22 protein-coding genes are annotated in these 23,518 nt (G+C 67.2%); 7 read left to right on the forward strand and 15 right to left on the reverse strand.

From position 1 onward, the window contains the following. The first annotated feature begins 10 nt into the window (after positions 1–10). Positions 11–793, forward strand: a complete 783-nt coding sequence (locus FRZ61_RS08810; protein WP_151116686.1) for an enoyl-CoA hydratase/isomerase family protein — start codon at positions 11–13, stop codon at positions 791–793. On the opposite strand, the gene FRZ61_RS08815 is transcribed toward FRZ61_RS08810, so the two are convergent. Then, positions 780–1,751 (reverse strand): DMT family transporter, encoded by a 972-nt coding sequence (locus FRZ61_RS08815; protein WP_318526366.1) that lies wholly within the window; start codon positions 1,749–1,751, stop codon positions 780–782. The two genes, FRZ61_RS08810 and FRZ61_RS08815, sit on opposite strands and share 14 nt — an antisense overlap. Before the next feature lie 264 nt (positions 1,752–2,015). On the opposite strand from FRZ61_RS08815, the gene FRZ61_RS08820 reads away from it, so the two are divergent. Continuing rightward, a complete protein-coding gene (locus FRZ61_RS08820) occupies positions 2,016–2,714 on the forward strand; it encodes an ArsR/SmtB family transcription factor (RefSeq protein WP_151116688.1) in 699 nt (232 codons plus the stop codon). Positions 2,715–2,890: 176 nt separating this feature from the next. Beyond that, positions 2,891–3,502 carry a DUF1127 domain-containing protein gene (locus FRZ61_RS08825; protein ID WP_151116690.1) on the forward strand — a complete coding sequence of 204 codons (612 nt, stop codon included), beginning with the start codon at positions 2,891–2,893 and terminating at the stop codon, positions 3,500–3,502. Between the two features lie 59 nt (positions 3,503–3,561). Here FRZ61_RS08825 and FRZ61_RS08830 read toward each other — a convergent pair whose 3' ends face one another. The 6 genes from FRZ61_RS08830 to FRZ61_RS08855 all read right to left on the reverse strand — a co-directional run bounded on the left by FRZ61_RS08830 (position 3,562) and on the right by FRZ61_RS08855 (position 11,839). After that, positions 3,562–4,284, reverse strand: coding sequence for a response regulator (locus tag FRZ61_RS08830; RefSeq protein WP_151116692.1), 723 nt, complete (start codon positions 4,282–4,284; stop codon positions 3,562–3,564). Between the two features lie 28 nt (positions 4,285–4,312). After that, a complete protein-coding gene (locus tag FRZ61_RS08835) occupies positions 4,313–8,419 on the reverse strand; it encodes a PAS domain-containing protein (protein WP_151116694.1) in 4,107 nt (1,368 codons plus the stop codon). Positions 8,420–8,650: 231 nt separating this feature from the next. Then, the gene (locus FRZ61_RS08840) at positions 8,651–8,890 is read right to left on the reverse strand and encodes a hypothetical protein (protein ID WP_151116696.1); all 240 of its coding nucleotides are present in this window, start codon (positions 8,888–8,890) and stop codon (positions 8,651–8,653) included. A gap of 308 nt (positions 8,891–9,198) precedes the next feature. After that, positions 9,199–10,518, reverse strand: coding sequence for an O-acetylhomoserine aminocarboxypropyltransferase/cysteine synthase family protein (locus tag FRZ61_RS08845; RefSeq protein ID WP_151116698.1), 1,320 nt, complete (start codon positions 10,516–10,518; stop codon positions 9,199–9,201). Positions 10,519–10,552: 34 nt separating this feature from the next. Continuing rightward, complete coding sequence (locus tag FRZ61_RS08850; protein ID WP_151116700.1) at positions 10,553–11,095, reverse strand: OsmC family protein; 543 nt, start codon at positions 11,093–11,095, stop codon at positions 10,553–10,555. Between the two features lie 318 nt (positions 11,096–11,413). Then, complete coding sequence (locus FRZ61_RS08855) at positions 11,414–11,839, reverse strand: DUF1036 domain-containing protein (protein WP_225309186.1); 426 nt, start codon at positions 11,837–11,839, stop codon at positions 11,414–11,416. Positions 11,840–11,991: 152 nt separating this feature from the next. Between FRZ61_RS08855 and FRZ61_RS08860 the strand changes: the two genes are divergently transcribed. Beyond that, positions 11,992–12,465, forward strand: a complete 474-nt coding sequence (locus tag FRZ61_RS08860) for a MarR family winged helix-turn-helix transcriptional regulator (protein WP_151116704.1) — start codon at positions 11,992–11,994, stop codon at positions 12,463–12,465. Positions 12,466–12,584: 119 nt separating this feature from the next. Here the strand turns inward: FRZ61_RS08860 and FRZ61_RS08865 are convergent, their stop codons facing one another. Next, positions 12,585–13,691: a mandelate racemase/muconate lactonizing enzyme family protein gene (locus FRZ61_RS08865; RefSeq protein ID WP_151116706.1), complete on the reverse strand. Its 1,107-nt coding sequence runs from the start codon at positions 13,689–13,691 to the stop codon at positions 12,585–12,587. Positions 13,692–14,007: 316 nt separating this feature from the next. Here FRZ61_RS08865 and FRZ61_RS08870 point away from each other — a divergent pair, with 316 nt between their 5' ends. Beyond that, positions 14,008–14,550, forward strand: a complete 543-nt coding sequence (locus tag FRZ61_RS08870) for a hypothetical protein (RefSeq protein ID WP_151116708.1) — start codon at positions 14,008–14,010, stop codon at positions 14,548–14,550. A 205-nt stretch (positions 14,551–14,755) separates the two neighbouring features. Next, complete coding sequence (locus FRZ61_RS08875) at positions 14,756–15,391, forward strand: LysE family translocator (protein WP_151116710.1); 636 nt, start codon at positions 14,756–14,758, stop codon at positions 15,389–15,391. 27 nt (positions 15,392–15,418) lie between these two features. Here FRZ61_RS08875 and plsY read toward each other — a convergent pair whose 3' ends face one another. The 3 genes from plsY to FRZ61_RS08890 all read right to left on the reverse strand — a co-directional run bounded on the left by plsY (position 15,419) and on the right by FRZ61_RS08890 (position 18,880). Further along, positions 15,419–16,042, reverse strand: a complete 624-nt coding sequence (gene plsY, locus FRZ61_RS08880) for a glycerol-3-phosphate 1-O-acyltransferase PlsY (RefSeq protein ID WP_151116712.1) — start codon at positions 16,040–16,042, stop codon at positions 15,419–15,421. An 83-nt stretch (positions 16,043–16,125) separates the two neighbouring features. Next, entirely contained in the window at positions 16,126–17,244 is a 1,119-nt protein-coding gene (ald, locus tag FRZ61_RS08885) for an alanine dehydrogenase (RefSeq protein WP_151116714.1), read from the reverse strand. A 301-nt stretch (positions 17,245–17,545) separates the two neighbouring features. Further along, positions 17,546–18,880 (reverse strand): aspartate aminotransferase family protein, encoded by a 1,335-nt coding sequence (locus FRZ61_RS08890; protein ID WP_151116716.1) that lies wholly within the window; start codon positions 18,878–18,880, stop codon positions 17,546–17,548. A gap of 157 nt (positions 18,881–19,037) precedes the next feature. On the opposite strand from FRZ61_RS08890, the gene FRZ61_RS08895 reads away from it, so the two are divergent. Then, complete coding sequence (locus FRZ61_RS08895; RefSeq protein WP_151116717.1) at positions 19,038–19,592, forward strand: cupin domain-containing protein; 555 nt, start codon at positions 19,038–19,040, stop codon at positions 19,590–19,592. 280 nt (positions 19,593–19,872) lie between these two features. Here the strand turns inward: FRZ61_RS08895 and FRZ61_RS08900 are convergent, their stop codons facing one another. The 4 genes from FRZ61_RS08900 to FRZ61_RS08915 are packed head-to-tail and all read right to left on the reverse strand — an operon-like array spanning position 19,873 to position 23,432. Continuing rightward, entirely contained in the window at positions 19,873–20,658 is a 786-nt protein-coding gene (locus FRZ61_RS08900) for an ABC transporter ATP-binding protein (RefSeq protein WP_151116719.1), read from the reverse strand. Next, on the reverse strand, positions 20,658–21,500 hold the full coding sequence (locus tag FRZ61_RS08905) for an ABC transporter ATP-binding protein (protein WP_151116721.1): 843 nt from the start codon (positions 21,498–21,500) through the stop codon (positions 20,658–20,660). The genes FRZ61_RS08900 and FRZ61_RS08905 overlap by 1 nt, the downstream gene beginning before the upstream one ends. A 10-nt stretch (positions 21,501–21,510) precedes the next feature. After that, entirely contained in the window at positions 21,511–22,431 is a 921-nt protein-coding gene (locus tag FRZ61_RS08910; protein ID WP_151116723.1) for an ABC transporter permease, read from the reverse strand. Then, positions 22,428–23,432 carry an ABC transporter permease gene (locus FRZ61_RS08915; protein ID WP_151116725.1) on the reverse strand — a complete coding sequence of 335 codons (1,005 nt, stop codon included), beginning with the start codon at positions 23,430–23,432 and terminating at the stop codon, positions 22,428–22,430. The genes FRZ61_RS08910 and FRZ61_RS08915 overlap by 4 nt, the downstream gene beginning before the upstream one ends. Positions 23,433–23,518 lie beyond the last annotated feature (86 nt).

Consider the following 23,518-nt stretch of genomic DNA (forward strand, 5'->3'; position numbering starts at 1 on the left):
GGGACCGTCCATGACCGACATCCTGGTGACGGCGGAGGTGAGCGGCGCCATCGGCACCATCACCGTGCGGCGGCCCAAGGCGCTGAACGCGCTCAATGCGGAAGTGCTGCGCCAGCTTCTCGACGCGATCGGCCGCCTCTCGGACGACAAGGCGGTGCGGGTGATCCTCCTGACCGGCGAGGGCGACCGCGCCTTCGTCGCCGGCGCCGACATCACCGAGTTCGTCGGCGCCTCGCCCGCCGACGCGCTGGCGATCTCCGAGCGCTTCAAGCGGGTGACGAACGCCCTCACCGGAGCACCCAAGCCGGTGGTGGCGGTCATCAACGGTTATTGCCTGGGCGGCGGATTCGAGCTGGCGCTCGCCTGCGATATCCGCATCGCCGCCACGACGGCGAAGCTCGGCCTGCCCGAGATCAAGCTCGGCATCCTGCCGGGTGGCGGCGGCACGGTGCGGCTGACCAAGATCGCCGGCTCCTCGGTCGCGCGGATGATGACCATGACCGGAGAGCCTATCGCCGCCGACCGTGCCTATGCGCTGGGGCTGGTGGCTTCCGTGCATGCGCCGGAGGAACTGGCCAGGGCCGCGGCGGCGCTGGCCGAGCAGCTCGCGGCCCTGTCGCCCTTCGCGCTGGCCCAGCTCAAATCCTCGCTCAACATCGCGGTCGATGCCGACACCGAATCCGCCTGCCGCGCCGAGATCAAGGCTTTCGCCCTCTGCTACTCGACCGCGGACCAGGAGGAGGGCGCGAAGGCGTTCCTGGAGAAGCGCAAGCCGGTCTTCACCGGGACCTGAGCGGATCGCGGCTGTCGCCTCGCCACAGCCTCCGGCCGAGGGCCGCCGGGAGGCGCCCGTCGATCACGACCAGCCCCGCCAGGATCACCGCCATGCCGGCGAGCTGGTGCCAGTCGAGGCGCTCGCCGAAGACCAGCGCGCCCAGGAGGAGGGCGCTCGCCGGCACCAGCAGCGTGACCAGCGCCACATTGACGGCGCCGGCGCCCGACAGCAGGCGGAAGAAGATCACATAGGCGAGCGAGGTGCTGAGCAGCGCCAGCCCGACGAGAGCGGCGATCGTGGTGGCGCTCGGAAAAGCCGGCAGTTCCCAGGGCCTGTCGATCAGCAGCATCAGCGGCAGGGACATGATCGTCGTCGCGGAGACTTGCCCGGTGGCGGCCACCAGCGGCGGCACGCCCGCGGCGCGGAAGCGGCGGCCGAAATTGTTGGCGAAGCCGTAGGAAAGCGCGGCGCCGAGGACCGCGACCTGGGCCAACAGGTTGAGCCCGAGCCCGGCGAGGCTCGCCGGCCCGACGATCAGCACCACGCCGACGAGCCCGATGACGACGCCGAGCAGCCGGTGGCCGGTCAGCCGCTCGCGCGGGTCCTGGGCCAGGAAATGGACGATCAGCGCCGTGAAGAGCGGCGTGGTCGCATTGAGGATCGCGGCGAGGCCGCTCGCGATCTGGGTCTGGCCCCAGACGATCAGGCCGAAGGGGATCAGGTTGTTGAGCAGGCCCATGACGAAGAAGCTGCCCCAGAGCCTCGCGCTGCGGGGCAGGGAATGGCCGGTGATCCGCAGCACGACCAGGAGGGCGGCGGCTGCGAGGGCGACGCGGAAGAACACCACCGTGAAGGGATGCAGCTCGACCACGAGCACACGGTTGAAGAAGAAGGAGCCGCCCCAGACCAGCGACAGCAGGCCGAGCAGCAGCCATTCGAATCCGGTCATGGGGGGCGAGGCTGTGCGGGCGGTCACGGGTGATGTCTTCGGGCGCTGTCTGGCGGGAGGGCGTTCCGGTCGGTCGGGGCGGCGGCAGTCGATCACGGGCGGGAGCCGGGAACAAGCAGGGCCGCTGTCGCAGGTCGTCTCTCTGCCTGGTTTCACGGTGCCGGTCTTCCCGATTGTTGCTCGCCTGGCAGCTTGCTCTCGGCTTGCGTCCGCTGTCCCGGAGGGACGTTTCGGTCGCGACCGAACTGTCGGGCGTTGCGCAAGCCGGGCCCGAGGCCTAGCCTCGAGCGCATGAGCATCCGCGAACCCTATTTCGCCGGCGTCGCTGCGCTGATGGGCGATCCGGCGCGGGCCAATATCCTGGCCGCCCTGATGGATGGCCGCGCCCTCACGGCCAAGGAGCTGGCCCTCATCGCCGGGGTCTCGGCGCCCACCACCAGCGGGCATCTGGCCAAGCTGGTCGATGGCGGCCTGCTCGATGTCATCGAGCAGGGGCGCTATCGCTATTTCCGGCTCGCCAACTCGCTGGTCGCCTGCGCGATCGAGGGGATGATGGCGCTCTCGGGCGAGCATCAGCCGCGCCGGCGCCTTTCGGGTGCGCGCGGCGGCGAGGCGCTGCGCCTGGCGCGGACCTGCTACGACCATCTCGCCGGCAAGCTCGGCGTCGCCGTCATGGACAGGCTTCTGGCGCAAGGGCATCTCCATCCGGGCGCGACCGATTTCCAGGTCAGCCGTCGCGGCCACGAGTTCCTCACCGGGCTCGGCATCGATGCGGCATCGGTAGCGCGCCAGCGCCGCGGCTTCGCCCGGCCTTGTCTCGACTGGAGCGAGCGTCGCCCGCATCTTGCCGGCGCCTTGGGAGCGGCGCTCGGCGACCGTTGCTTCGAGGTCGGCTGGATCGAGCGGCAGCGCGACGGGCGTGCCGTCACCATCACCGCCGCCGGCCGGCGCGGATTTCGCGAGAGCTTCGGAATCGAATTGCTGGCCTGAATCAGGAGCGATTCGGTTGTCACGGCGCTGCCATATTCGCTGCCGAACGCGGCGCAACCATTGAAACAATTCTCCCGAGAGCGCGACATCAGCCGGAAATCGCGCCTCCCTACCTTCCCAGCATCGAAGTCCCCAACATCGAAATCGATGTCGGAACGTGAAGGAAGGATCTCATCATGACCCTCGCCCTCCATCAGATTGCGAACGACAGCGCGAAGCCGCGCGATGCAGCGCCTGCATCGCAGGGATTGGCCAGCGCTCTCAACGAGCTCGGCTACGCGCTCGTACGCCCGGTCCGCTATTGGTGGCGCTATGACAGGATCATGTCCGAGCTGGTCTATCTCGACGATGACGTGCTCGAGGACATCGGTTTCAGCCGCAGGGAGATCGCCAGCTATGCGCGAAGCCGGGCCTTGCTGCGCTGGCCGGTGCGGCAGCCCATATGGAAGGCGTCGGCCGGTATCGCATTGGCGCTCTGGCGGGCGTTCATGCGGGCCCGTCAGCGCCGGGCGACGGTGCGCGAGCTGATGCTGCTGGACGACAAGATGCTGAAGGATATCGGGCTGCATCGCTCGCAAATCTCCTGGATTGCCGCGGAGATGGCGCGGCAGGAAGCGGAGCCTCGGGCGGTGACGCGGCGCTCGGCCGCCTCCGGGCCGACGGCGCCGTCCCCCAACGGCACCGATATCGGAAACCAGTCTCCGTCCATGCTTGCCCTGAACGGCATGACCGCCGCGAAGGGCATCGGGATCCCGGCCAACGACACGCGGGCCCGCGAAGCGTCGTAACCGGCCAGAGGCCGGCGCGGTACCGGGGCCGGGTTTCGATGGGCCCCGGTGCCGCGCCCTTATTTCTTCCGGCCGCTGATATAGATGTAGCCGGCCCCGCGCACGGTCTTCAGCACCTGCGGATTCTCCGGATCCTCCTCGATCTTGCGCCGGATGCGGGCCATCCGGATGTCGATGCTGCGGTCGAAGACGTCGCCCTGGTTGCGATGGGCCAGCTCGAGCAGCTGGCTTCGGCTCAAGACGCGGTCCGGATGCGAGACGAAAGCGTGGAGCAGGTCGAACTCCATGCTGGTCAGGGGAACCTGCTCGCCGTTCCCGTCATAGAGATGGTGCGCCGCCAGATCGAGCGTGCAGTTGCCCATCTTGACCACTTCCGGATGGAGCTCCTGCGGCACGCAGGGGCGCGAGCCCTTGCCCTTGCGGCGCAGGACGCTCTTCATCCGCGCCAGCAGCTCCCGGGGATCGAACGGTTTCGCGACATAGTCGTCGGCGCCCATTTCCAGGCCGACGATCCGGTCGATCACCTGGCCGGCGCCGGCGAGGATGATGATGCCGATATCCTGCTTGGACCTGAGCTCGCGCGCGAGCGACAGCCCGTCCGCGCCCGGCAGGTTCACGTCCAGCAGAACCAGATCGATGCGGCGCGTGGCGAGGACCTTGTGCATGGCCTCACCGTCGTTCGCCACATAGACCTCGAAGCCGCAATGCTCGAAATAGTCGCGAATGGTGGCGCGGACCTCGGGGTCGTCGTCCACCGCCAATAACGATCCTCTTTCGCTCATTCAACGCCTCCTTCGCGCGGGAGTCTGTTCAACGCCAACGGCCATCGTGATCGATCCCATTCGGGTTCGCCTCCTGGGCCGAGCGAGCCCGCTCGGATGGGGAGCCGGCTTCCGTCACCTGCGCGACCAGCCGCAGCACGTCCTCCGGCAGGAACGGCTTTTCGAGGCACGGCCTCCTGGCATCGCGCAGGAAGGTCCGTGCCTCCGAGGAGAGGGTGTCACCGGTGATGAAAGCCAGCCGGTTGACCATGTGGGGATGCCGCTCCGCCAGAGCGCGGTAGAGCCCGGGTCCGTCGAGCAGCGGCATGCGGAAGTCGCTGAGCACGAGGTCGTAGTCGCGCATCGCGATCTGGTCGAGCGCCTCCTGGCCGTTGAACACCACATCGGTCTTGAAGCCGCGCCGGTCGAGAATCTCGCTGAGGGTCGCCGCGATCTCCCCCTCGTCGTCGACGACCAGGATCCGCAGGTCGCGGCGAGCCTCGTCCCGGCCGGAATCCTCCTCGGGGACGTCCAGCGGGCTCGACAAGGGAAGCTCGACCGTGAAGGTGGCGCCGCCGCCCGGCGTGTCCATCACGGATATCTCGCCGCCATAGGAACGCACGATGCTGGAGCACAAGGCGAGACCGATGCCGGTACCTTCGCCCGCGGGTTTCGTGGTGAAGAAGGGGTCGAAGATCCGGCTTCGCATCTCGGCCGGAACGCCGGGACCGTTGTCGGACACCGAGAGGCAGGCGCGCCGGTTGATGCCGTCGAACCAGGTGCGGATCCGCAGGAGCCGCGGGCCCGGGCTGGCGGCCAGGGCCTGCTGGGCATTGACGATGAGGTTGGTGACGACCTGGTGCATCTGGTCGGCATCGACCGTGACCGTCGGTTCGTCCTTGGCGAGCTTCAGCTCGAGGCGGATATCCGCGGCGCGGAGCTGGAATCCGAGCAGGTCGACGGCGGCGTCGACGATGCCGCCAAGAGCGGTCGGCCGGGGCTCGGGCTGGCGCTGGCGCGCCATGGCGAGGAATGTCCGCACGATGCGGGCGCAGCGGTCGGCCGCGTTGCGGATGCGCTCGGCCCGCCTGACGATGGTCGCGTCCCGGCTCGTCTCCTGCAACAGCGCGATCTGGCCGATGACGACGGAAAGAGGATTGTTGAGCTCATGGGCCACGCCGGCGAGCAGCGTGCCCAGCATGGCCATCTTCTCGTTCTGATAGAGCGCCTCGCGCTGCCGGATCAGCGCCTCCTGGGAGCGCTTGCGGTCGGTGATGTCCACCAGGGAGCCCACCAGCCGGACGGGGTGCCCCTCGGCATAGACGATGAGCCCGCGCATGCCGATCCAGCGCGCGTCGGGCGAGGTATCGTGCAGGCGAGCTTCATGCTGGAAGCGGCGTCGCTGCGCCACGAAGCGGTTGGCGAGATTGCTTTGCAGGGCTTCGCGATCTTCCGGGGAGAACTGCTCGAGCAGGCCGGCGATCGAGCCGCCGAGGGTCTCCGGGCCGACCCCCAGGATCTCGTGGGTGCGGGGTGAGAAATAGGTGCTTCCCGTCGGCACGTCCCAGTCGAACAGGCCGACATCGGCGCCCTGAGCCGCCAGCTTATAGCGCTCCTCGCTTGCCCGCAGGCGCTCCTCGGCCGCCTTCAACTCGGTCACGTCGTGGACGGTGCCGATCAGGCTCCGGGGGCGTCCGGCGGCATCGCGGATCGCCTCCGCCCGCTCATGGACGATGCGGACCTCGCCGTCCGGGCGCCGGATGCGATACTCGATCTCCGTGGATCCGCCATGCACCCGCAGGGTGTTGTCCAGCTCCAGCACGCGCCTGCGATCGTCCGGATGAATCGCCTGCAGGTTCTGGTCGTAGGGCCAGGAACGCCGGCAGGGCTCCAGGCCGAAGATGCGCCATCCCTCGTCGGACCAGACGACGTCGTTGGTTTCGAGGTCGAGCTCCCAGCTGCCGACATGGCCGATCCGCTGCGCCTCGATCAGGCGGCGGTCCCGCTGGCGGATCTGATCGTCCGCGCGCGAGCGCTGGATGGCGCTGGTGATCAGCGCCGCCGCCGTCTTCAGCAGGTCGATCTCCATCTCGTCCCAGACCCGTTCGGACCGGCAATCGTCGAATCCGATCGAGCCCCATTGGACACCGTCCACCAGGATGGGAACCGAGAGCATCGAGAAGGTGCTGGTTTCCGCGAACCATCGCCGCGCGTCGCCCTCGGTTTCGGAGAGCGTCACCTGGACGACCTCGCCGCGGGAGCGGCGCTCGAACCAGTCGGCGAACTGCGAACCCGCCTCGGCCGAGATCGGGTCGTTCTGGTAGCGGGGATCGCCTTCGATCGGCAGGCAGCCTTCCGCCGCCCAGCTGAAACGGCAGCTCTGCACCTGCCCGTCGCCCTCGGGCGCGGGGTGGATCTCGAACAGGAAGACGCGGCAGACATCGGTCGCGGTCCCCAGGCGGCTGAGAAGGTCGGGCATCGCCGGGCGCCAGTCCGCGGCCCCGATGATGCGGGTCGCGGCATAGGAGATGGCGTCGAGCACCGCGCCGCGCCGGGCCAAGGCGGCTTCCGCCCGCTTGCGGTCGTTGATCGGCGTGCTGACGGTGAGGAGCGCGGGCTCGCCCTGGTAATCCACCGTGCGCGACCCGATCAGGACCCAGAACGGCTCGCCCAGGGGAGTCTGGCAGCGGGCCTGGAAGCCGTCGACATGGCCATAGCATTGGATCTGGCGGACGAGGACGTCGCGGTCCTCGGGATAGAGCAGGTTCAGGATGTCCCGGGGATCGCCGAGGAGGTCGTCGGGCAGGGGCAGCAGATAGGGCGAGACGCTGTTGGCGAAGAGCACCCGCTCGTCGAGCTTGCTCGTCACCGAGATGACCACCGGCACGGCCTCGATGAGATGGCGCTGCGCCATCGCCGCGCGGTCCCGGGCGACGCGTTCCTGCTCGCGCGCCGCCTCGCCCTGGAGACGGTCCAGCATCGTGTTGAAGCCGTCGATGAGCTCGCCCACCTCGCCGCTCGCGCGATAGCGCGCCCGGAGGCTGTAATCCTCGCCATGGCGGATGCGTTGGGCGACGCGGGAGAGATCGCGGATGGGGGTGGTGATCTGCCGGGCCACCACGAAGATGAGTCCCAGTGACGCCAGCCAGACCGCGGTCGCCATGCCGAGATCGACGGTTCTGCGGCGATAGAGACTGCCGATCCGATGGCAGAGCAGGCGGCGCAGCTCGCCATCGGCCTGCCGCCAGAGCTCGTCCATGGTTCCCAGCGCCTGCCGCAGCAGCACGCCGACGGCCGCCGCGTTGGCGTCGGCCGAGCGGCGATCGGTCACCATGTAGCGCAGAGTGTGGCTCAGATCGTGGACGGCGCTCTCGGCGCGCAGGAAGGCGGGCTCGAGCCGGCTGCGCAGCTGCTGATCGGCATTGCCGCGGAACGCGGCCGCCATGTCGGACCGGATGCCGGCGATGGTGGCGCTGAAGGCGCCGTCCTTGAGCAGGAAGCGCACTTGGGATTCGTCATCGGCGGAGCGGGGAAGCTTCAGCGCCAGGGCCTCGCCCGCCAGGTCGACGGCCTCGGCGGCCGCTTCCGGCAGCCGCAGCATGACCACGGACATGGTGTAGTAGCTGTCGAGGTCGGCATCGAGAATCAGGTTGGATTCGTCGCCGATCTTGGAGATCAGTTCGCGCGCGGTGGCGATGGCCTGTGCTTCGAGGTCGCGTCGGGCGGGGGAATCGCCGTCGCTCCGCGTGACCAGCTCGCCCAGCTCCGTGAGGAGCGTGTTGACGAGGGCGCCGGTATCCATCGAATCGCCGAACTCGCGCTCGGCCGCCGCCAGTGCCGTCATCTGCTCCTGCAAGGCGGCGCTCTGATCCTCGCCGCCGGGTCGCGCGATCAACACGGTCTCGCGGTTGCGGACGATCGCCATCAGGACCTGACGCACGACATCGGCATAATTGATGCCGCGCATTTCCTTGCGGCTGAACTCGATGCTGATGTTCTTCTCGGCGATCAGCGTATAGGCGAGATAGGCGACCGACGCGAAGCTCAGCAGATAGATCAGCAGCAGCCGATGGGCGACGCGCAGGCCGGAGAACGCCGCGCGCCGCTTGTTGCCGAACGTCGGGAGCCATGCCGGTTTGTCAGCTGCTATCGTCATCGCTTGTGTCTGTCGAACCGCTTGCGCCGGCGTTGCGAGCTCGGGCGCGCCGCCGAGGCTCGAAGCCGAAGGATTTCCCGCCGGAAGGGCTTGGCCTGCGGCCGCGGCTTGTCACCCGGGCAGCGTAGCGCCCGCCCCGATCGCGGCCCCGCTGCGGGGCGGATCGGGCGAGGGCGCGGCCAGTCTTGCAGGAGGCATCGCCAACCGGGGCCGGCTGAAGGCGGGTCGGGTTCAATGCCGGCCGGAATTCTTTCCTTTGGGATCGTTGTCGTTGGCCGCCACCAGCCAGACCGCCGCATCCGAAGGCGGCTCATGGAGATCGGTGGTCATCATCCAGTTCGACCGGCCGCCGTAGATATAGACGCTGCGCCGCAGAGCGTCGGCGCGTCGCCTCGCTTCCATGATGACGATGGTGGGGGGATCGTTCGGCAGGAACAGACTTTCCGCCGTGGGCTTGCTGGTGTCGCTCATGATTCGCTCCATCGCTTGATTGAGGAGGAAAGTGGCGGCGCCAGGTTTCGGCTCGATTTCTTCAGAAGCGTTCTAGTGTTTCAATTGCTTCAACCAACCCGTCAGGGCGTCGGTTTAGCCGCCGCGAGATGGACAAAAGTGCTGTCATAAGGGCCTGTGACGGCCCCGCATGACGCGCCTTTATGTCCCTCCCGTTACAAGGGGGAGGCTGATCCAGCGAATTAGACGGCGGCGTTTCGCGCCAGGACACGAAAACGGCCGCCGGCTCGGGGCCGGCGGCCGTGGGGAAGGCGCAATATCCAGGGCGGCTATTCGGCCGCGCGCTTGAGGCCGGTGGCCGCGGTCAGCGCCTGGTCGAGGTCGGCGAGGATGTCCTCGATATGCTCGAGGCCGAGCGCCAGGCGGACATAGCCGTCGGTGACGCCGGTCTTGATCTGCTCCTCGGGCGAGAGCTGCGAGTGCGTGGTGGTCGCCGGATGGATGGCGAGGCTGCGCGCGTCGCCGATGTTCGCGACATGATAGAAGAGCTTGAGCGCGTCGATGAATTTGCGGCCGGCGTCCTTGCCCTCCTTGAGCTCGAAGCCCACCAGCGCGCCATAGCCGCCCTTGAGATAGGCGTCGGCGCGGCGCCGGGTCTCGCCGGTCTGGAAGCTCGGGAAGATGACGTTGGTCACCGCCGGATGCTTCTTCAGCCATTCCGCCGTCTTGATCGCGTTCTCGCAATGCTGGCGCATGCGCAAGGGCAGCGTCTCGAGCCCCTGGATGAAGAGGAAGGCGTTGAAGGGGCTCATCGCCGAGCCCAGGTCGCGCAGCAGCGTGACGCGGGCCTTGATGATGTAGGCGATGGGGCCGAGCGGCTTCACGGCCTGGGTCCAGATCGCGCCGTGATAGCTGGGATCGGGCTGGTTCAGGCCGGGGAAGCGGTCGGCATGCTTCTCCCAGTCGAAATTGCCGCCATCGACCAGCATGCCGCCGATCGAGGTGCCGTGGCCGCCGATATATTTGGTGGTCGAGTAGACGATGATCGCCGCCCCATGCTCGAAGGGCTTGCAGAGCACCGGGGCCGCCGTGTTGTCCATGATGAGCGGCACGCCCAGCGACCGGCCGATATCGGCGACCTCCTTGATCGGGAACACATGGAGCTTGGGATTGGGCAGCGTCTCGGCATAGTAGGCGCGGGTCTTGGCGTCGGTCGCGCGGCGGAAATTCTCCGGGTCCGACGGATCGACGAACCGCACCTCGAGGCCCTGCTCCTTGAGCGTGTTGGCGAACAGGTTCCAGGTGCCGCCATAGAGGTCGGTCGAGCTGACGATGTTGTCGCCGGCCCGCGCGATGTTCTGCAGCGCGAAGGCCGAGGCCGCCTGGCCGGAGGCCAGCGCCAGCGCGCCCACACCGCCCTCGAGCGCCGCGATGCGCTCTTCGAGGACCGCCTGGGTCGGGTTCATGATGCGGGTATAGATGTTCCCGAATTCCTTGAGCCCGAACAGGTTTGCGGCATGTTCGGAGTTCTGGAACTGGTAGGAGGTCGTCTGGTAGATCGGCACCGCCACGGCGTTGGTGGCGCTGTCGCTGCGATAGCTGCCCGCATGCAGCACGAGCGTTTCCGGGTGCTTGCTGGTCGTCGGCATGGTCATCCTCCCTGTCGTCGGATGGCGCAGCCTATCACGCGGCGGCTGGGCGTGCCGCCCCGTTGACCAGATCGAGACTGGTCTGGACCGGCGTCACGTTGCGCAGCATGTCGAGCACCGGGCTGTGCCGATCGACCGTGACCTTGAGGCGCTCGATATCCTCGATCGAGGCGGGGCTGTCGATCGTCACGACGGCGCGGATGTCGCGGAAGCCCGGCCGCACGCTGTCGGTGACGGCGAAGAGCCCGCGCAGATCGATGCGGCCTGTGACCTTGACCGAGACATGGCGCAGCGGGATTCCCAGCGTGTCGGCATAGAGACGGTAGGTGGCCTCCTGGCAGGCGCCCAGCGCCGCCAGCACCAGCTCGGCCGGGTCGGGGCCGGCATCCTCGCCGATCTCGGTGCCCGCGAGCTGGGCGGGCTTGTCCGCCGCGAGCTGAAAATCTCGGATCCGGGCCTCGCTGGCGAGGCCTTCGGTCAGATGGGTGAGAGCGGTGAAGGCCTGCAAGGCCTCCGCCGGACGGTCGCGCAGCAGCGCCTGCGCGGCGATGAAGCGGTCCTGGTAGTTGGTCGCCATGGTCGAGCCCTCCTGGGGTCGGTCGGTTGGGGCTCCGAGAACTCGGACGCTTTAGCGTTTGGTCACGCGGCGCAAGCTGCCCCTCAAATCCCCGCGGGTCCGTTCGGCCGACCTGTCCGCCGAAGCCTTGGCGAAGGTGGAAGCCGGGTGCACCAAGCCCAAAACAAAAAACCGCCGCAGCGAAGCTGGGGCGGTTGGACCGACCTCGCTTTAGCTGCATTTCTATCGCGCCCGCAAGCTGTGGTTCAAATCGGCGCGTGCAGAATTTATGGGGAAATCCTGCTTGAAAGTCAAGAGAAGGCGTAAAATTCCCTCTATTTACGGCTGCGGCGAGTAGATTTCATAGGTGAAGGACGCGTTCTTGCCCACCGACACCTCGAGGAAGCCCAGGGGCTTGGCCCCTTGGGCCGGGCAGTTGCTGTTCCCAACCACCCGGAACTCGTCGTTCTTCACGCAGAAGCGGAAACCGCCAGCGAGGAACCAGTTATGCGCCTTGGCGTCGGCATAGAGATAGTACTTGGTCTCCGACAGCTTGCCGGGAAGGAGGGTGCTGCAGCGGGCCGGCTCGACGTTCCACCAGCCCTGCGAGATCCACACCCCCTGAGCGCGATAGCCCAGCGCCACCGCCACCCGCTCCTTCGTCTTGTTGCAGACGTTGAAGTCGGCCTTGGCGGGGGGCGATCCGGCCGCCAGCAGCGCCAGCACCAGGCCCGGGAGCAGGGCCAGGAAGCGCGCTTTCCTCATCTTCCGGATGAAGATGAGGAGACCCCTGAAAATCTCCGTGTTCGGAATGACTTGACGCATGCCACTTCATGCGCCCACAGCCGTAAAGGAAGGCTTAAGCAGAGAATGTTACGGATGGCTGTTCAAGGAACTCCGCCCAAAGGAGACGGATCGTGACAGCCGGCTATCTCAGCACCATCGGACTGATCGAGCGTTTGCACCGCCAATGTCTCGAGGTCATCAAGGTCGAGCTCGACCGCGGCGGTCTGCGCGACCTCTCGAACGTGCAGGCCATGATCCTGTTCAATATCGGCGATGACGAGCTGACGGTCGGCGAGCTGACCCAGCGCGGCTATTACCTGGGCTCGAACGTTTCCTACAACGTCAAGAAGATGGTCGAGAACGGCTACCTGATCCAGGAGCGTTCCCGCCATGACCGCCGCAGCCAGATCGTCCGGCTGTCGGAAAAGGCGCTCGCAGTCCGCGACCGGATCCGCGCCATGTACGACCGCCATATCGAGGCGCTTGGCGCCGACGTGGCCCAGCTCGAGGGCGTGAACAAATCGCTCCTCAAGCTCGAGCGCTTCTGGAACAACCAGATCAGCTTCGGCCAGCGCACCCAGTCCCCGTCCCAGGACGCGGCGTAGCCCACCTCACCTCCTCCCCCGTCTTCGGGGGAGGATTAAGGAGGGGGCTGCTCGGTAGCTGATATCGCGTCGTCCCCCTCCCTATCCCCTGAACGGGGAGGGGACCGCACCTCGATCCTTCACCCGATCTTCGTCGCCTTCAGCCGGTCCTCGTCGAGCTCGATGCCGAGGCCGGGCTTTTCCGTGAGCGTGAACCAGCCGTCCTTGGCGTCGACCGGCTCGGCCAGCATGTAGTCGCGCCGGTCGAGGCCCCATTCGGGCGGGTCGTAGGGGAACTCGAGGAAGGGCGCGCCGGTGGCGCCGGCGGTCAGATGCGCGTTGGCGACGACGCCGATGCCGTTGGTCCAGGTATGCGGCGTGAAGACCAGGTTGTGCTCGAGCGCCATCTGGCCCACGCGCCGAAGTCCGGTGATGCCGCCCACCAGCGCCACGTCGGGCTGCAGCACATCGAGCGAGCCGCGCTGGATCAGGTTGCGGAACTCGTGCAGCTCGCGGGTCATCTCGCCGCCGGCGATGCGCACCCGCGTCATCTGCCGGAGCTGCGCCATGCCGTCATAGTCGGCGCGGTGGAGCGGCTCCTCCATCCAGAAGACCTCGAGCTCCTCGAGCGGCTTCGCCACCTGGAGCGCGTCCTTGAGGCTCCAGGGCTGGGCCGTATCCCAGGGCATGCGCCAGCCCTGATTGCAATCGACCATCAAGGTGAGCCTGTCGCCGACCGCCTTGCGCACGGCGGCGAGCGCCGCGATGTCCTGGCGCCAGTCGCCGCGATGGAAGCGGATCTTCATCGCCGTGAAGCCCTGGGCAAGGAAATGCTGCGCCACCTCGGCGAGCTGCTCGGGCTTGCGCAGCGTGCCGGAGGAGGCATAGGCGCGCACCTTGTTGGAGAGCCCGCCGAGAAGCTTCCAGCAGGGCTGGCCGGTGATCTTGCCGGCGAGGTCCCAGAGCGCAAGGTCGAGCGGCCAGCAGCGGCCGTAATGGAAGTTGATGTTGGCGAGGATCCGGTAGTGGCGCTCGATCGCCATCGGGTCCTGGCCGATGAAAAGCTCCTCATGGCCGGCGAAGCCCACCATGAGGTCGCCCGAGCCGATGCCGGTGACGCCCTGGTCGGTCTCGACCCGCACGATGGTCGCGTCCCAATGGGTGCGCGGCCGCGTGTCCCAGCTCGCATGGAAGGGCGGGTCGAACTTGTAGCGGTGCTGGCTGATGCGGATCGCGGTGATCTTCATGGAAGGGTCCTGCCCCGGGTGTCTCGACGGTGAATCAGCGCGGGAGCGCGTCTCGACGCCAGATTAGCAAAGGAATGCAGTCGATTAAAAATTTTAGATAAATCGAGTTGAATGATTCCGATGTCTTAAGAGCGGTCATGCTTTTCTAGGGCGGTCCGGGTTCCCGGTGGGGACCCTCAACAACCTGCGGAGAGAAAGCCGACAGAGCGCAGACATTTCGTCCTCTTTCCTCGAGGACGCCCTGGCCGGTTCCGGAGCGGGACCGAGCCGACAGGCGATCCAATGGGGATCTGCGCACCGCCGACGGAGGACCATCATGCGACAGACCGCTCACCTCGCCATCGCCGGCCCTCGGGGCCATGCCCATGCGTCGCACGCCCGTTCCGTCCGCGCGACGCAACTGGCGGCGAGCGCCAGCGGCGTCCTGGCCGCGGGGAAGCGGGCGCTCCGCGCCAAGTCGGCACCCAAGGCGAATCGGGCGGCCGAGTCGGATGGGCCGGGCTGGACGCTGATCGGCCTGATCGTCGGCGCCGCGTTGGCGGTCCTGATCGGCGCCTTCCTCGTCATCGGCTATGTGAGGAGCGGCGGATCGGCCGCCGCGTCCTGCCACGAGATCGGGCAGAAGGGGCTCGCGCACGCCGTCGTCTGCCCGTCCGGCCTGAGCAAGGACGATCTGGCCAGCGCCGGCCAGAACGCCTGCGACGAACCGCTCGGCACGCCCTGCATGGCCTATATCTGGATGGCCGGCGTCGACGCCCCGACCCGCCTGCCGGTCACCCAGACCCAGTCCGGCGCCGTCTGGGCGGTCTGGAGCAACTGGGACGGCGTGCTCCGCAACTGCCGGCGCGAAGCCTGCTGAGGCGGGTCTCGACAAATACGATCCCCTCTCCCGCGTTGCGGGAGAGGGCCGGGGAGAGAGCTGCACCGACCGAGCAGCCTCCGCTTTAGTCCTCCGCCGCAGAGCGGGGGAAGAGATAACCAGAAGAACGTCATCCGGCCGTTGACAGCCCCGCGCCGCCATCGATCATGGCGGCCATCGCATCGCCGGCAGGGAAACGTCACCGATGGATCTCGCATTGCTCGTCTCGGCCGCGATCGCCGGCGCGATCGTGGTGCTGACGCCGGGGCCGGCGGTGATCGCCTTCATCGGCATCGGCGCCGCGCGCGGCCGCTGGGCGGGCGCGCAGTTCCTGTTCGGCCATCTCCTCGGCGACACGCTCTGGTGCAGCCTGGCGCTGGTGGCGCTGGTCGGTGCCAACCTCGTTTCGCCCTGGCTGTTCCACGGGCTGGCGCTCGCCTGCGGGCTCTATCTCCTCTGGCTCGGCACCAAAGCCGTGCTGGTGCGCAAGCGCCCGGACGGCGGCACCAGCGCCGATGTCGATCGCCCCTATGTGCGAGGCCTGCTGTTCGGGGTCTCGAATCCCAAGAGCTACCCGGTTACGCTCGCGGTCTTCACCGCGATCCTGGCGGGCCAGCTCGGCGGCTTCGGCTGGAGCGAGGCGCCGATCTTCCTGCTCGCCTGCCTGATCGGCTTCGTGCTCGCCGATTTCATCCTGATCTGGCTCGTCGGCACCGGCCCGCTGCGGCGCTTCTATTCAAGCCACGAGATCTGGATCATCCGCGCCACCGGGGTGATGTTCATCGGTTTCGCGCTCAACACGCTGTGGCACCTGGCGCGGGATCTCTCGCTCATCGCCTGAGCGAGGGGGGAGCCAGAAGTCGGAAAATCAGAAGGCGAGCTTGTTTTCCGTTCCCGAAAGCAGCCTTCGTATGTTTTCCCTGTGCTTGAAGATAATGATGAGCGCCATCAGGAAGGTGAATGCATAAAAATAGAGCCCGTGCCCAAAGACAGGGACAAACGAAATGACCATGAACAATATCGCGGCAGATATCGTGCCCAGGGAAACATAACGGGTTGAGGCCACGATCGTCACGAAAAGGCCGAGGCAGATGAGGGCCATCGTCCAGTCGAACATGAACAGCACCGCCACCGCCGTCAGCGCTCCCTTGCCCCCTTTGAACCCGAAATAGACCGGCCAGTTATGCCCGATGACCGCGCCCGCGCCGGCCGCGAGAAGGCTGACGCAATCGGTGGCCTCTCCCGATTGGACATAGACGCCGAGACGCAAGCCTATCAGGCAGGCAACGATCCCTTTTAAGACGTCGCCCGCGAGAACGAGCACCGCGGCCGGTTTCCCGAGCACCCTCAGCGTATTGGTAAGCCCGGCGCTTTTGCTTCCCAGGCTGCGTATGTCCTTGCCGTACAGCCTCCCGACGATCACGCCGGTATTGAGGCTGCCCAGAAGATAGCCCGCCGCCAAGGCCGCCAGGATTTTCAGGATATCGACCATCGATCCTCCTCCGCGTTCGCAAAGCAAAAAGCCCCGGCTTCATTGGAGCCGGGGCTTTGCTTTGTCCGAAGGCCGCGTCCGGATCAGAGGCCGAGGGCCTGCTGGGCCGGGGTGTATTTGAGCTTCAAGGCCGTCGAGACCGCCTTGTAGGTCACATGGCCCTCATGGACGTTGAGGCCGTTCATGAGGTGCTTGTCGTCGGCCAGCGCGCGGCGATAGCCTTTGTCGGCCAGCGCCAGCGTGAAGGGCAGGGTGGCGTTGTTGAGGGCCACCGTCGAGGTGCGCGCGACCGCCCCCGGCATGTTGGCGACGCAGTAATGCACGATGCCGTCGACCAGGTAGACCGGGTCGGCATGCGTGGTGGGCTTGCTGGTCTCGAAGCAGCCGCCCTGGTCGATGGCGATATCGACCAGCACCGAGCCCTGGCGCATCTGCTTGATCATCTTGTGGGTGACGAGCTTCGGCGCGGCCGCGCCCGGCACCAGCACGGCGCCGATCACGAGGTCGGAGCGCACCACGTTGCGCTCGATCGCGTCGACCGTCGAATAGACCGTCTTCACCTGGCCGCCGAAGATGTCGTCGAGCTGGCGCAGGCGGGCGATCGAGCGGTCGATGATGGTGACGTCGGCGCCGAGGCCGACCGCCATCTTCGCCGCATGCGTGCCCGAGACGCCGCCGCCGATGATGGTGACCCGGCCCGGCTGCACGCCCGGCACGCCGCCCAGCAGCACGCCCGAGCCGCCCGGCTCCTTCTGCAGATAGAAGGCACCGACATGGGCCGACATGCGGCCGGCGACCTCGCTCATCGGCGCCAGCAGCGGCAGGGCGCCGCGGTCGTCGGTCACCGTCTCGTAGGCGATGGCGGTGGCGCCCGACTTGATCAGGCCCTGGGTCTGCTCGGGATCGGGGGCGAGGTGGAGATAGGTGAAGAGCACCTGGCCCTTGGAGAGCATCTTGCACTCCTTGGGCTGCGGCTCCTTCACCTTCACGATCATGTCGGCCTTGTCGAACACCTCGGCCGCGTTCTTGGCGATCTTGGCGCCGACCGCCTTGTAGGCCTTGTCGTCGAAGCCGATGCCGGCCCCGGCATTGGTCTCGACCAGCACCTTGTGGCCGTGATGCACGAGCTCGCGCACGCCCGCGGGCACCAGCCCGACGCGGTACTCGTGGACTTTGATCTCCTTAGGCACACCAATCAGCATGATTTGCTCCCGAAGCTTTCAAACGGAACCGGCCCGCTTGGCCCGGCGCGCAAAAAGCGCGGGGCCGGCCGGCGATTCAATCCCTGGCGATGTCTCAGCCTGTCAATCCGCCGGGCCCGATCCCGAACTCGGCCGCGGCGCTTCACCGTTTCCCCGGCAAACGTTTCCCTGTCAGCCCGCCCCGAAAGGGGCCTTCGAGCCTGTTCCGGCCCTATCAAGGCCGTCGGCCTCGTCTCTTGGCTAGGGCCAGCCGGCTCCGAAAGGCGGAGCCAGCCGGCCGCCAGCGACAGTCCAATCCCGGTCAGTTCACCGTCTTCAGCACCTTGCCGATGGTGTCGAAGATCTGGTCGATATGGGTCTTCTGCACGATCAGCGGCGGCGACAGCGCGATGATGTCGCCCGTGGTGCGGATCAGCACGCCCTTCTCGTAGCAGCCGAGGAAGGCCTCGAAGGCGCGGGCCGTGGGCTTGCCCTCGCGCGGCTCGAGCTCGATGGCGCCGATCATGCCCAGGTTGCGCAGATCGATGACGTTCTTCGTGCCCTTGAGCGAGTGGACGCCTGCTTCCCAGTAAGGCGCCAGCTCGGCCGCGCGCTCGAACAGACCCTCGCGCTTGTAGATGTCAAGCACCGCGAGGCCGGCGGCGCAGGCCGCGGGGTTGGCCGAGTAGGTATAGCCGTGGAACAGCTCGATCGTGTTCTCGGGCGCGTTCATGAAGGCCTCGTAGATGCCCTTGCGCACGAAGACCGCGCCCATCGGGATCACGCCGTTGGTCAGGCCCTTGGCGCAGGTGATCATGTCCGGCACCACGCCGAAATACTCGGTGGCGAAGGAGGCGCCGAGGCGGCCGAAGCCGGTGATGACCTCGTCGAAGATCAGCAGGATGCCGTATTTGTCGCAGATCGCGCGCAGCTTCTGCAGATAGCCCTTGGGCGGCAGCAGCACGCCGGTCGAGCCCGCGACCGGCTCGACGATGACGGCGGCGATGGTGGAGGCGTCATGGAGCGCCACGATGCGCTCGAGCTGGTCGGCCAGCTCCGCGCCATGCTCGGGCAGGCCGCGCACGAAGGCGTTGCGCTTCAGGTCGTGGGTGTGGGGCAGATGATCGACGCCGGCGAGCAGGGGCCCGAACACCTTGCGGTTGGAGACGATGCCGCCGACCGAGATGCCCCCGAAGCCCACGCCGTGATAGCCGCGCTCGCGGCCGATGAGGCGCGTGCGCGCGCCCTGGCCGATAGCACGCTGATAGGCCAGCGCGATCTTGAGCGCGCTGTCGACGGCCTCGGAACCCGAATTGCAGTAAAACACATGGTCGAAGTCGGGCATCATCTGCGTCAGCTTGTTGGACAGCTGGAACGCGCCGGGATGGCCCATCTGGAAGGCGGGGGCGTAGTCGAGCTTGCCGAGCTGGGCCGCGACCGCCTCGGTGATCTCCTTGCGCGCATGGCCGGCATTCACGCACCAGAGGCCGGCCGTCCCGTCGAGGATCGTGCGGCCGTCATGGCTCTGGTAGTGCATGTCCTTCGCCGCCACGAGCAGGCGCGGGGCCTTCTTGAACTGCCGGTTCGCCGTGAACGGCATCCAGAAGGGCTCGAGATTGTTCGGGGAAGCGTCGAAATCGACCGGATTGGCGGTCATGGAGCGGCCTCGCGACGGGTTGGGAAAGAATGGCGCGGAGCCTATCACGATTAAGAAAATAAACAATGGGGCGGCGGCTCCCCCTTATGGTGGCGTCATAAATGGCAGTCTGTTAAAGATATTGATCGACTAAACAGAGAGCGGAGGACCCGCTGCCATGGAACCCGGTTTCGATTTGGGCCACCGGCTCAAGGGTTTGCGCGAGGCGCAAGGGCTGTCCCAGCGCGAGCTCGCCAAGCGCGCCGGCGTGTCGAACGCGATCATCTCGCTGATCGAGCAGAACCGGACCAGTCCCTCGGTCGGGCTGCTGAAGAAGGTGCTGGAGGGATTGCCGATCTCGCTCGCCGATTTCTTCGCCGGCAATTCCCGCCTCGCGCCGCAAATCTTCTTCCGTGCGGCCGAGCTGGTGGAGCTGGCCGGCGGCGCCATCTCCTACCGCCAGGTCGGCCGCGACATGGCGGGCCGCGCGATGCAGATCCTCCATGAGCGCTACGCGCCGGGCGCCGACACCGGCGCGCAGATGCTGCGCCACGATGCCGAGGAGGGCGGCGTGATCGTCGCCGGCCATCTCGAGGTCACGGTCGGGGATCGGCGCACGGTGCTGGGCCCGGGCGACGCCTATTACTTCGACAGCCGCACGCCGCACCGTTTCCGCAACGCGGGCGAGGAGGAGTGCATGGTGGTGTCGGTGAACTCGCCGCCGAGCTTTTGAGAAGGAAAAGCGGCGTCCTCGATACAGCCCTACCGTCACCCCGGCGAAGGCCGGGGTCCATGAACACCCATCGAGCAAGATTGGGCGCTGTCCGTGTTCATGGATGCCAACCGTCGCAACGTTCCTTTCGTCATCGCCGCGAAAGCGGGGATCCATCTTGATCCAGGTCACCCGGCTTTGAAGTGGATCCCTGCTTTCGCGGGGATGATGATGAAGGGGATGACGGCCGAGGGGACGCGACGAGTGCGGTGAGAGTGAGCGACGGGCGCGGTAATCGCGTCTAGTCGAACCGCTGATACCGCTCCACCGCGGCGCGGTCGTAGCCGAGGCTCGCCTGCAGGAGCTGCTGCGTATAGGCCTGCTCGGGCGTCCGGGTGCGCAGGGCCTCGACCGGCAGGGATTCCACGATGCGGCCGACATTCATGACGATGAGGCGGCTGCACATATGCGAGATGATCGCGAGATCGTGGGTCACCAGCACATAGGTGAGCCCGCGCTCGTGGCGCAGCCGCATCAGCAGGTTCAGGATCTCCGCCTGCACCGAGACATCGAGCGCCGAGGTGGGCTCGTCGAGGAAGAGGAGCGCGGGCTCGAGCATGAGGGCGCGGGCGATGCCGACGCGCTGGCGCTGGCCGCCCGAGAGCTGGTGCGGGTAGCGGTAGCGGAAGCTGCGATCGAGCCCCACCGCCTGCAGCGTGTCGAGGATGCGCCGGTCGCGCTGGCCGACACCGTGGATCTCGAGCGGCTCGCGCAGGCAGCGATCCACCGTCTGGCGGGGATGGAGCGAGCCGTAAGGGTCCTGGAACACGATCTGGACGGTGCGGCAGAACGCGCGGTCGGGCGGGCGCGGGACCGGCTTGCCGTCGACCTTGACCTCACCTTCCCAGGCGGCGTTGAGGCCACAGATGGCGCGCAGGACCGTGGTCTTGCCCGAGCCGGATTCGCCGACGATGCCGAAGCACTCGCCCTTGCCGACATCGAAGGAAACGCCGCGCACCGCATGGACCTTGCCGGCCCCGTGGCCGAACACGACATGCAGATCCCGCACTGAAAGGAACGGCGCCATCAGTTGCCTCGGAGCCAGGCCGGATCGCGCTTCAAGGTCGGCAGCACGTCGCGCGGATGCTCGATGCTGGGCATGGATTGGAGCAGCCCGCGGGTATAGGGGTGCCGGCAATTCTGCAGCTCCGACGCCCGGCAGGTCTCGACGATACGCCCGCCATACATGATGAGGATGCGGTCGCAGAAGGAACCCACGAGGTTGAGGTCGTGGCTGATGAAGATCAACCCCATGCCGCGTTGTGTGACGAGATCGTCGATGATGGCCAGCACCTGCATGCGCACCGTCACGTCGAGCGCCGAGGTCGGTTCGTCGGCGATCAGCAGCAACGGATTGGTCACCAGCATCATCGCGGTCATGACCCGCTGGCCCATGCCGCCCGAAAGCTCGTGCGGGTAGGCGTTGTAGACGCGCTCGGGATCGCGGATGCGTACGGCCTTGAGGATCTCGATCACCCGCGCACGGCCGCGCGTTTCACCATGGATCGCGAGCGCCTCGAGGATCTGGTCGCCCGCCCGCATGATCGGATTCAGCGAATATTTCGGATCCTGCAGGATCATCGAGATCTGCTTGCCGCGGATGAGGCGCATCTCGGCCTCGCCGAGATTCCGCAGGTCGCGCCCCATGAAATCGAGCCGCGTCGCGGTCAGGCGCGCGGAGGAGGGGATCAGCTTCAGGATGGCGCGGCCGAGCGTCGATTTGCCCGAGCCGGATTCGCCGACGATGCCGAGCTTCTCCCGGCCGAGCTCGAAGCCGACGCCCTTCAGCGCCTCGACGCTGCCGACCGCCGTCGCATAGCGGACGGTGAGGTCCTCGACGCGCAGCAGGGGTTGAGCGGTGTCGGTCATGGGCGGCGCCTCAATCGGTCTTCGGGTCGAGCACGTCGCGCAGCCCGTCGCCCAGTAGATTGAAGCCGAGGCTGACGATGAAGATGGCGAGGCCCGGTGCGGCCGCGACCCACCATTGATCGAGGATGTTCTGGCGGCCGACCGAGATCATGGCACCCCATTCCGGCGTCGGCGGCTGGGCGCCGAGGCCGAGGAAGCCCAGTCCGGCGGCGGTCAGGATGATTCCCGCCATGTCGAGCGTCGCGCGCACGATGACCGAGGGCAGCGACAGCGGCATGACATGGCGGGTGATGATGCGCCAGCTTCCGGCGCCCTGCGCCTTCACGGCGGCGATGAAATCGCTGCGCCGCACCGCCAGCGTCTCGGCGCGGGCGACGCGGGCATAGGCCGGCCAGGCGGTGAGCGCGATGGCGATGACGGCGTTGTCGAGGCCCGGCCCCAGCGCCGCCACGAAGGCCAGCGCCAGCACCAGGCGCGGGAAGGAGAAGAAGATGTCGGTGATGCGCATGAGCACGCGGTCGGTGCGTCCGCCGATATAGCCGGCGGTCGATCCGACCAGGAGTCCGATGGGAGCCGCGATGACGAGCGCCAGACAGACGATATAGAGCGTCACGCGCGCGCCATAGACGAGGGCGGAGTAGGTGTCGCGGCCCATGCGGTCGGTGCCGAGCCAATGGTCGACGCTGGCCGGCTGCAGGCGTTGCGTCAGGTCTTGGAGCGTGGGATCGGCGGTCGCGATCCAGGGCGCGAAAGCGGCGCAGAAGACGAGCGCCAGGATGATGCCGAGCCCGATCAGCGCCAGCGGGTTGCGGGCGAAGACGAGCCAGCCGCGATAGAGCCGGCCGCAGAAGGCCTGGCGGCCGGATTCCGGCGCATCGGTCGTCAGCCAGGCGCGCCAGCCGTTGGCGCCAGGGGGCGTGATGGCGGTCATCGCGCGCGCGGGTCCACGATCTTGTAAAGCAGGTCGGAGAGCAGATTGACCCCGACGAAGACGGTGCCGACCACGATGGTGCCGCCGAGCACGGCGTTCATGTCGGCGTTCAGGAGCGCGTTGGTGATGTAGCGGCCGATGCCGGGCCAGGCGAAGACCGTCTCGGTCAGGACCGAGCCTTCCAGCAGGCTGGCGAAAGAAAGGGCGATGACCGTGATCAACGGCACCAGGATGTTGCCGAAGGCATGGCGCCAGACCAGCCGGCGGCGGCTCACGCCCTTGATGCGGGCGGTCAGGAGATATTCCTGGCCGAGCTGTTCCAGCATCAGGCTGCGCGTCATGCGGCTGATATAGGCGAGCGAGTAGTAGCCCAGCAGCGAGGCCGGCAGGACGATGTGGCTGAGCGCGTTGCTGAAGACCTCCCCGTCGCCGGCGATCGCGGAATCGATCAGGATCATGCCGGTCACGGTCGGCACCTGGCCGTCGAGATAGACCTCGATGCGTCCCGGCCCCGACACCCATTGCAGCTCGAGATAGAAGACCAGCAGCCCCATGATGCCGAGCCAGAAGATCGGCACGGAATAGCCGACCAGGCCCAGCACCCGCATGACATGGTCGATGAGGCTGTTGCGGTAGACGGCGGCCCAGACGCCCAGCGGCACGCCGGCAACGATGCCGATCAGGATGCCGACGATGGAGAGCTCGGCGGTGGCCGGGAAGACGCGCAGGAGATCCTCGGCCACGGGGCGCGCGGTCAGGACCGACATGCCGAAATCGCCGCGCAGCACGTTCCAGGCATAGATCAGGAACTGCCGCCAGATCGGCAGGTTGAGCCCCAGCTCCTCGCGGACGCGGTTGTAGGTGTCCTCGCTCGCCCGCTCGCCGACGATGGCGAGCAGCGGGTCGACCGGCATGAGCCGGCCGATGACGAAGGTGACGAGGAGCAGGCCGAAGAAGGTGGCGGCGACCGAGACCAGCGTCTCCCAGCCGGCCAGAAGCATGTGCCGCGCCCTTTGCTGGGACGTGGCCACGCTTCCGGCCGGCGGGGCGCTGTCGATCTCCGTTGCCGAAGCGGCCGAGGGCTTCG

The sequence above is a fragment of the Hypericibacter adhaerens genome, assembly GCF_008728835.1.
Lineage (GTDB): Bacteria > Pseudomonadota > Alphaproteobacteria > Dongiales > Dongiaceae > Hypericibacter > Hypericibacter adhaerens.

Coding starts and splice junctions, on each gene's coding strand:
- FRZ61_RS08850 (WP_151116700.1), bottom strand. CDS start 11,095: ATGGCGACCAACTACCAGGACCGCTTCATCGCCGCGCAGGCGCTGCTG.
- FRZ61_RS08825 (WP_151116690.1), top strand. CDS start 2,891: ATGACCCTCGCCCTCCATCAGATTGCGAACGACAGCGCGAAGCCGCGC.
- FRZ61_RS08915 (WP_151116725.1), bottom strand. CDS start 23,432: ATGCTTCTGGCCGGCTGGGAGACGCTGGTCTCGGTCGCCGCCACCTTC.
- FRZ61_RS08840 (WP_151116696.1), bottom strand. CDS start 8,890: ATGAGCGACACCAGCAAGCCCACGGCGGAAAGTCTGTTCCTGCCGAAC.
- FRZ61_RS08900 (WP_151116719.1), bottom strand. CDS start 20,658: ATGGCGCCGTTCCTTTCAGTGCGGGATCTGCATGTCGTGTTCGGCCAC.
- FRZ61_RS08875 (WP_151116710.1), top strand. CDS start 14,756: ATGGATCTCGCATTGCTCGTCTCGGCCGCGATCGCCGGCGCGATCGTG.
- FRZ61_RS08845 (WP_151116698.1), bottom strand. CDS start 10,518: ATGCCGACGACCAGCAAGCACCCGGAAACGCTCGTGCTGCATGCGGGC.
- FRZ61_RS08895 (WP_151116717.1), top strand. CDS start 19,038: ATGGAACCCGGTTTCGATTTGGGCCACCGGCTCAAGGGTTTGCGCGAG.
- FRZ61_RS08870 (WP_151116708.1), top strand. CDS start 14,008: ATGCGACAGACCGCTCACCTCGCCATCGCCGGCCCTCGGGGCCATGCC.
- FRZ61_RS08830 (WP_151116692.1), bottom strand. CDS start 4,284: ATGAGCGAAAGAGGATCGTTATTGGCGGTGGACGACGACCCCGAGGTC.
- FRZ61_RS08905 (WP_151116721.1), bottom strand. CDS start 21,500: ATGACCGACACCGCTCAACCCCTGCTGCGCGTCGAGGACCTCACCGTC.
- FRZ61_RS08855 (WP_225309186.1), bottom strand. CDS start 11,839: ATGAGGAAAGCGCGCTTCCTGGCCCTGCTCCCGGGCCTGGTGCTGGCG.
- FRZ61_RS08810 (WP_151116686.1), top strand. CDS start 11: ATGACCGACATCCTGGTGACGGCGGAGGTGAGCGGCGCCATCGGCACC.
- FRZ61_RS08820 (WP_151116688.1), top strand. CDS start 2,016: ATGAGCATCCGCGAACCCTATTTCGCCGGCGTCGCTGCGCTGATGGGC.
- FRZ61_RS08865 (WP_151116706.1), bottom strand. CDS start 13,691: ATGAAGATCACCGCGATCCGCATCAGCCAGCACCGCTACAAGTTCGAC.
- FRZ61_RS08910 (WP_151116723.1), bottom strand. CDS start 22,431: ATGACCGCCATCACGCCCCCTGGCGCCAACGGCTGGCGCGCCTGGCTG.
- plsY (WP_151116712.1), bottom strand. CDS start 16,042: ATGGTCGATATCCTGAAAATCCTGGCGGCCTTGGCGGCGGGCTATCTT.
- FRZ61_RS08835 (WP_151116694.1), bottom strand. CDS start 8,419: ATGACGATAGCAGCTGACAAACCGGCATGGCTCCCGACGTTCGGCAAC.
- FRZ61_RS08890 (WP_151116716.1), bottom strand. CDS start 18,880: ATGACCGCCAATCCGGTCGATTTCGACGCTTCCCCGAACAATCTCGAG.
- ald (WP_151116714.1), bottom strand. CDS start 17,244: ATGCTGATTGGTGTGCCTAAGGAGATCAAAGTCCACGAGTACCGCGTC.